Annotated in this window: 6 protein-coding genes; 3 read left to right on the top strand and 3 right to left on the bottom strand. The window is 72.6% G+C overall.

Annotation, left to right across the window (positions count from 1 at the left end; all coding sequences use genetic code 11):
• On the top strand, positions 1 to 1621 hold a 1621-nt coding region (locus GPJ59_RS10640), incomplete at its 5' end, for a bifunctional 3'-5' exonuclease/DNA polymerase (RefSeq protein ID WP_219666363.1).
• Between the two features lie 55 nt (positions 1622 to 1676).
• Here the strand turns inward: GPJ59_RS10640 and GPJ59_RS10635 are convergent.
• Positions 1677 to 1868: a hypothetical protein gene (locus GPJ59_RS10635; protein WP_219666361.1), complete on the bottom strand. Its 192-nt coding sequence runs from the start codon at positions 1866 to 1868 to the stop codon at positions 1677 to 1679.
• Positions 1869 to 2060: 192 nt separating this feature from the next.
• Entirely contained in the window at positions 2061 to 2408 is a 348-nt protein-coding gene (locus GPJ59_RS10630) for a hypothetical protein (protein ID WP_219666360.1), read from the bottom strand.
• A gap of 154 nt (positions 2409 to 2562) precedes the next feature.
• Here GPJ59_RS10630 and GPJ59_RS10625 point away from each other — a divergent pair, with 154 nt between their 5' ends.
• Positions 2563 to 3549, top strand: coding sequence for a LuxR C-terminal-related transcriptional regulator (locus GPJ59_RS10625; RefSeq protein WP_219666358.1), 987 nt, complete (start codon positions 2563 to 2565; stop codon positions 3547 to 3549).
• 466 nt (positions 3550 to 4015) lie between these two features.
• A complete protein-coding gene (locus GPJ59_RS10620) occupies positions 4016 to 4447 on the top strand; it encodes a hypothetical protein (protein WP_219666356.1) in 432 nt (143 codons plus the stop codon).
• Between the two features lie 70 nt (positions 4448 to 4517).
• Here the strand turns inward: GPJ59_RS10620 and GPJ59_RS10615 are convergent, their stop codons facing one another.
• Positions 4518 to 7097 (bottom strand): DUF6397 family protein, encoded by a 2580-nt coding sequence (locus GPJ59_RS10615; protein WP_219666355.1) that lies wholly within the window; start codon positions 7095 to 7097, stop codon positions 4518 to 4520.
• Positions 7098 to 7231 lie beyond the last annotated feature (134 nt).

Genomic DNA, 7231 nt, shown 5'->3' with positions numbered 1-7231 from the left:
CCCCGTCGCCGTCCGGGCGGCGGCCGACCCCGCCGCAGCCGTCACCGCCGCACCCCCCGGCACCCGCTGGGTCTGGCGGTCGACCGCCGCCGTCTACCCCCGCCTGCTCGCCGCCGGCATCCGCGTCGAGCGGTGCTACGACATCGAGGACGCCGAGCTCCTCCTCCTCGGCCACGAGGGCCGCTTCGGCGAGCCCCGCTCCGCCGCCGCTGCCTGGGCCCGGCTGCGCGGAGCGCCCGTACCGCCCGATCCGCCGCAGCGGGCCGCGGCGCCCGGCACCCAGTCCTCGCTGTTCGACCCGCAGCCGGCTCCGCTCTCCCCCGACGCCCTGCTCGCCGTCTACACCGATCAGCTGCGCCGCCACGACGCCACCGCCCACCCGGACCGCATGCGCCTGCTGACCGCCGCCGAGTCCGCCGGGTTCCTGATCGCCGCCGAGATGAACCAGGCCGGGCTCCCCTGGCGCGCCGACGTGCACCGCGCGGTCCTGACCGAGCTCCTCGGCGAGCGGTACGCCGGCCGCGGCGAGCCGCGTCGCCTCGCCGAGCTCGCCGACGAGGTGTCCGCAGCCTTCGGCCGCCGCGTACGCCCCGAGCTGCCGGCCGACGTGATCAAGGCGTTCGCGCAGGCCGGCATCAAGGTGAGGTCCACCCGGCGGTGGGAGATCCAGGAGATCGACCACCCGGCCGTCGAGCCGCTGATCGCGTACAAGAAGCTCTACCGCATCTACACCGCCCACGGCTGGGCCTGGCTCAAGGACTGGGTGCACGACGGACGGTTCCGGCCCGAGTACATCCCGGGCGGCACGGTCACCGGCCGCTGGGTCACCAACGGCGGCGGGGCCCTGCAGATCCCGAAGGTGATCCGGCGGGCCGTCGTGGCCGATCCCGGCTGGCGGCTCGTCGTGGCCGACGCCGACCAGATGGAGCCGCGGGTGCTGGCCGCGATCTCCCGCGACCCGGGCCTGATGGAGGTCGCCGGCCGCCCCGAGGACCTCTACACCTCCATCTCCCGCCAGGGCTTCTCCGGCGACCGCGACATGGCCAAACTCGCCGTACTGGGCGCCGTGTACGGGCAGACCTCCGGCGACGGCCTGAAGAACCTCGCCGCTCTGCGCCGCCGCTTCCCGCGCGCCGTCGCGTACGTCGACGAGGCCGCGCGGGCGGGCGAGGAGGGCCGGCTCGTACGCACCTGGCTCGGCCGGACCTGCCCGCCGCCGGCCGGCGCGGCCGACCAGGACGAGGCGGGCCTCCCGCAGGAAGAACCTCCCGTGCCGCCCGGCGGGGGCGACTCGGGCGAGGCGTGGGTACCGGGGTACGCGTCCTCCAACACCCGGGCCCGCGGCCGGTTCACCCGTAACTTCGTGGTCCAGGGCAGCGCGGCCGACTGGGCCCTGCTGATGCTGGCGGCCCTGCGCCAGGCCACGGCCGGGATGCGGGCGGAGCTGGTCTTCTTCCAGCACGACGAGGTCATCGTGCACTGCCCGGCCGAGGAGGCGGATGCGGTCGCGGCAGCGATCGTGGCGGCCGGCGACCGGGCGGGGCGGATCGCGTTCGGTCACACCCCGGTCAGGTTCCCGTTCACGACGGCCGTGGTGGAGTGCTACGCCGACGCGAAGTAGGCGAGTGGTGAGGGTCGGGTCGATTGCGCTTCGGTCGGCCGGAGGCCAAGAAGGCCTACTGCCAGCCGAGGTCGACCTTCGCGCCACCGGCCGGCGGCGCCTGCCAGCCCAGGTCCGCGGCAACGGTGGCAGTGGGCGCCGCCTGCCGGCCCAGATCACCGTTCAGCGTGGCGGTGGCCCCGAGGAGGAGGGCAACGGCGGAGACGGCGACGACCGCGGCGGCCTGGGCGGAACGGATGGCGATCATGACATGGACCCTTTCGGCTGGGACGGCTGGAGCAGCTGGGATAGCTGGTGCGACTGGTGCGAAGGGGGCTGTCGGCGCCGCATCCCGCGGTGACGTGGTGCCGTGCCCGTCTTTCGCTCTTGGCTCTTGGCTCTTGGCTCTTCTTCGTCCACCGGCGGCGGTGTTGGTGTTGGTGTTCCCTGCCGGCGGTCACTACTTTCGCCGCAGCTCGGAGCCGTTGGAAGGGATTGCGGGTGGCCCCAAAAGTCCTTGGCCCAATGGGGCCACCAATGGCGCCTCCGCCCGCACCAGGGCCCATCCGGCCAGTTCCCCGTGTTCCCGCAGCAGCCGCAGGCACAGCTGCGCGATCCGGCCCTCCGCCTCGCTCAGCGAATTCGCCATGACGAAGAAGCCGAGCACCGGGTGGGGTTCGGCCCGCGCGTGCGCGCTGACGTGCTCGACGCGGTCGTCGGGCCGGGCCGCCGCCAAGGCCCGGCGGGCGGCGTCGCAGGGCAAGGGGTCGCCGAAAGGCGCCCGCAGCTGGGCGTGGATGAGGTACATGCAGCCGAGGGTGTCAAGCCGAGCCGTGCCTCAACCAGGCCTCTGACCTGGACCGTTGGGGTCGTGGACCAAAGCGGCCAATCGGATTCACAAACCCTCCACATCTCAAGATCCGTGCGATTATCGACATGAAGATCAGGGGAGGGGGGCCTCAATGTTGACCTTGTTGGGTCTCGACCAGCACACAGAAACCGTCTACCGCGCCATGCTCGCCCATCCCGGCGACGGCGTCTCCGCGCTCAGCGAGCGCCTGGACCTGCCCGAGGACATCGTTCGCCACAGCCTCGACCAGCTGAGCGAACTCGCCCTCGTACGGCCGTCCTACGATGCACCCGGCCGGATCCACGCGGTCAGCCCGGACGTCGGCATGGAAATCCTGCTCGCCCGCCAGCGGGCCGAACTCGCCGCCCAGCAGCAGCGCATCGAAGCATCGCAGGTGGCCGCCGCACGGCTCATATCGGAGTACGCCGCCCTGCGCCCCGACGCCGGGCAGCCGGGCGTGGAACACCTGACGGGCCTCGACGAGGTCCGCGACCGGATCGCCGCACTGACGCGTGACATCAAGGAAGAGGTGATGATCTTCGCCCCGGACGGGGAGCAGACGCCCGAGAACCTGGAGGCCTCCCGGCCCCTGGACGAGGCGGTCCTCAAGCGCGGCGTACGCATGCGCACGATCTACCTCGACAGCGTCCGCAACAGCCCGCACAGCACGGCGTACGCGGAATGGCTGGGCAAACTGGGCCGCCAGGCCCGTACCGCCCCCACCCTCCCGCTCCGGATGATCATCGCCGACCGCGCCGCGGCGATCGTCCCCGTCGACAGCGGGAACTCCGCGGCCGGCGCCGTCGTCCTCACCGGCGACGGCACGCTCACCGCACTGTGCGCGCTCTTCGAGAGCGTCTGGGAGAACGCCAAGCCGTTCGGCGAGAAGCCGCAGCGGAGCGGGGACAGCCTCACCGACACCGAGCTGACCGCGCTGAAGCTGCTGGCCGACGGCCACACCGACGAGTCCATCGCCAAACGCCTCGGCGTCTCGCACCGCACCGCCCGCCGCATCGCGACCACCCTCATGGAACGCCTCGGAGCCCGCAGCCGCTTCGAAGCGGGGGTCCAGGCCGTCCGCCAGGGCTGGCTGACCTGACCCCCGCCCCTCCCGCCCCGCCCTGGACCGACCGCCCGGGGCGGGGCGGGAGGCGCCGGAACGGGGAAGGCAGGGGTGCACAGAGGGGCGTGGGTGCAGGTGCACGCCGACCGTGACCGAACCGTCTCCGCCCCGTCGCCGGGATCGGCCCCCAACGTTGCTAGCTTCCTCGGCAGCCGACCGCGGAAGGACCTCCCCCATGCCCTACGGACGCGCGCTGGCGGCGGCCGCCGCCACCGCAGCCCTGCTCCTCGCCACCCTCACGTCCTGCACGAAGCCCACCCCCCACACCGCATCGGCCACAGCTCCAGCACCGGCCTCGGCATCGGCATCGGCATCGGCTCCGCCCACGGCGGAAGCACCCACGCCCCCGCCGCCCCCGACCACCCCGGCAGCGCCCACGACACCGGCGCCCCCGACTGCTCCGACTGCTCCGACGGCCCCGATAGCCCCGACACACCTCGCGATGTCGGCCGGCACCGCGAACGGCGGTGGCCTCACCCTCACCCGGGGCGGCGCCGCGCAGGAATTCACCGTCACCCTGCGCAACGGCAACACCCGCGCCTACCAGCACCTGCACCTGGCCTTCCAGATGGAGATCCTCGTCCCCGAACCCGGCGACCGGCCCGCCCTGTCGTCCTTCGTCCTCGAACGCCGGGACCCGGCCACGGGCACCTGGCGCCCGGCCGCACTGCGCATCGCCAACGACGTCCTACCCGCCTCCCTCCTCGACGGCGGCAGCCCCCTCGCCCGCGACGCCGTACGCACCGAGCGCTACCGGCTGCGCGCCACCGCCGCAGGCCCGTCCGGCAGCACCCCGCTCATGGTGACCCTCGTCGACACGGACACGGACACCACAGTGGCCCGCACCACGATCCCCCACACCACCCGCGTCTGACCGGCCCACCCGCCACAACACAAGGTCACTCCACAGACCGGTGAGGGCACGGCCGGCAACGGCCCCGCCCTCACCGGTCGAGCCAGTCGGCGTCGTACCAGGAGAACCGGGCGGAATGGCAGGCGTCGCAATGCGTGTACCAGAGGGCGCAGGGTTTGCCGCAGGAGGCGCAGCTGCCGTGCGTGGCCAGTGGCCGGGAGGTGGCGACCAGTTGGTTGATCCGCTCGGCAGCCGCCTGCTCGCCAACCGCGACTTCGTCGGCGCTCAGGCCGCCACACTCACGGCCGAAGACGCGGATGGCGATACCCAGGTCCCGCATGGTGGCGGCGTACTCCTCAGCTTGCGGCAAGGCCATCCGATCAATGCTTGCGAGCGGGCGGATCAGGTGGTGCAGATCCACTCCGCGCAGCACCGCCCGGCAGACAGCCGGGTAGGTCGGACGGTTCGCGTCGACAGGCAGGGTGATCAGGCGCCAGACCGTGTGGCCGTCGCGCGGCCAGCGGCCGTCGACGTCCGGTGGCGCCCCGACGGCCTGGCGTGCCGCCAGGAGCTTGGCGTGGATCTCGTCGACGGGCATCGGCCGCAGCCAGGTGCGCTCCTGGGCAGCCGTACGGGCAGCAGCGGTCCAGCCGGCCAGAGCATGCGGGATCTCTCCGGATTCCGGCTGCCCGAGGTCGGACCAGGTGGGGCGCAACTGGGCCGTCGTGACGCGCAGGCCGCTTGATCGCGCTCCGTTGGCTGCCTGAACAGCCCGGTCGAGGAGCCGGGCCCCGGCGGTGAGGCCGGGCAGCCGGCTGCGGTAGGCGCCCACGAGCCCCTCCCCCGCGTCATGGCCCCGCCGGCCGGCCCGGCCGGCGATCTGGGCGGCCTCCCAGACCAGCAATTCCCGACGCGTTCTGCCGTCGTACTTGCCCGTTTCCGCGAACGCCACTGCACGCAGCGGAAGGTTGACGCCATGGCCGATCACATCCGTGGTGACGATCACCTCGACCTCGCCCTCGGACAGTCGCCGGATCTGCTCGCGGCGGGCCGCGGGCGGCATCGCGCCATAGAGGACGGTCGCTGACCGGCCCGCTTCGAGCAGCTCGCGGTACAGCGCGAGAACGGCTTTGCGGGAGAAGGCCACCACCGCGCTCGCCGACGGGAGGCTCGCGGCCCGGAACTCCTCGACCCGGCTCAGTGTGCCGTGCCGGGCATGGTGCAGCACGGTCACGTCCGTGCCGGGGGCGAAGAGCTTGCGCAGCAGGCCTTCGGATTCCGGAGCGGCACATACGTGCACGTCGGTGTGGGCTCCGGAGAGTAACAGCCGGGTCCAGGCATGACCACGGTCCCCGTCGGCCAGCCAGTGCGCTTCATCGACGATCAGGAAGTCGCCGTCAGTGGGCGCAGCCTCAGCGGTGCAGCACAGCACCGGTGCCTCCGGGTTGAGGTGCTCCTCACCCGTGCGCAGCCCAACCTGCTCCGCACCGAGCCGGGTGCGTAAGTGTTCGTAGACCTCGAAGGCAAGCATGCGCAGCGGTGCCGCGTACACACCGGTCCGCCCGGCCTCGGCACGTGCGGCCAGCAGGGCAATGGCGTCATGTGTCTTGCCGGAGTTGGTGGGGCCCAGGTGGAGAGTCACCGTGGCGTCGGCCGTCCGTTCCGGGACATGGGCCCGGGCACGCGCGCTGACCGCGCGCTCGCGCTCCTCGCGCAGCCGCTTCGCGGCCCGTTCGGCCTTCCCGGCCGCCTTCCGCTCGTCCTTCCGGCGCTGCGCGGCCCGCCGTGCACGAACCGCCGCGACCTGCGCGGGGGCGGGCACCGTGACCAGGCCATCGGCCACACTCTGTGCGAGCAGATCCGCGGGAACGCCGCGGTCGCGGTACTCATCCGGAAGCCGTTCCACGGCGCAGCCCAGCCGTGCCGCCGCGTCGGAGGGGACGATCAACTCAGGCGCCGGGCAACTGCGCCGGGCCTTGCGCAGCGCGGCCGCGAACTCCCGGGCGGCTTCCGCCTGCTCCTCGGGCGTGACGGGATCCGCGTACGAGCCCAGCACGTCCGCCAGTCCCTGCTCGGCAGCCCGCCTCGCGAGATGGACGGCCTCGGCCTCGCCGAGCCGTACGCCTCCGACAGGCGGCTGCACGGAACGCAACCAATACGACCATGCGGCAGCTTTCACCCAGGGGTCACGCAGCCCCAGCAACGCCTGGACACGAAGCCGCGAGCGGTAACCCTCGGCCCGGCGGTCGACGCCGGCGGCCAGTTCGGCCAGGAAGGGACGGGGCAGCGCCGCACCGACCAGCTCAGGACGGTGCTCGGGCAACCGGCGGGCATCGAGGGCCGAGTACTGCCACACTTCGGCGTGGTATCGGTTGATGTACGACCGAACCGGGCAGATGGCGCCCACGCGTGCCAACTGGTCGAACCGATGCCGGCTGATCCCCGCGAGCCCGGCGGCTTCTGCCGCGTGTACCAGGCAGGTGAGCTCGGCGAGTTCACCGGGGCTCGCGCGCCACCGGGCCACCTCGCCGGCTTTGACCCACAGCTCGTCGCCGCTCCAGCTCGTACGGATCACACCCTGCTCGATCCCCAGAGTGAACTCGTCCTTCCGCAGGCCGAGTTCCCGACGCGCCGCTTCAAGAGTGAGCCGCTTTACCGTCGCACCAGTCATGACTTTCCCTCCCCGTAGTCATCGCACTACACACTGTGACACCGGGGTCTGACAATCACGCCCGACCCACCGCCGCAGGCACCTCCACCCGAAGCGCCACCCCTCGGCCGGCCACCACCCACCCCACCCTCACC

The organism is Streptomyces bambusae, from assembly GCF_019400985.1.
In the GTDB taxonomy this organism is placed as follows: Bacteria; Actinomycetota; Actinomycetes; order Streptomycetales; family Streptomycetaceae; genus Streptomyces; species Streptomyces bambusae_A.
This window is presented reverse-complemented; position numbering and strand designations above follow the sequence as displayed.

Excerpts from the sequence above, each read along its gene's own strand:
- GPJ59_RS10635 (WP_219666361.1), bottom strand. The coding sequence starts at position 1,868 with ATGATCGCCATCCGTTCCGCCCAGGCCGCCGCGGTCGTCGCCGTCTCC.
- GPJ59_RS10620 (WP_219666356.1), top strand. The coding sequence starts at position 4,016 with ATGTCGGCCGGCACCGCGAACGGCGGTGGCCTCACCCTCACCCGGGGC.
- GPJ59_RS10625 (WP_219666358.1), top strand. The coding sequence starts at position 2,563 with ATGTTGACCTTGTTGGGTCTCGACCAGCACACAGAAACCGTCTACCGC.
- GPJ59_RS10615 (WP_219666355.1), bottom strand. The coding sequence starts at position 7,097 with ATGACTGGTGCGACGGTAAAGCGGCTCACTCTTGAAGCGGCGCGTCGG.
- GPJ59_RS10630 (WP_219666360.1), bottom strand. The coding sequence starts at position 2,408 with ATGTACCTCATCCACGCCCAGCTGCGGGCGCCTTTCGGCGACCCCTTG.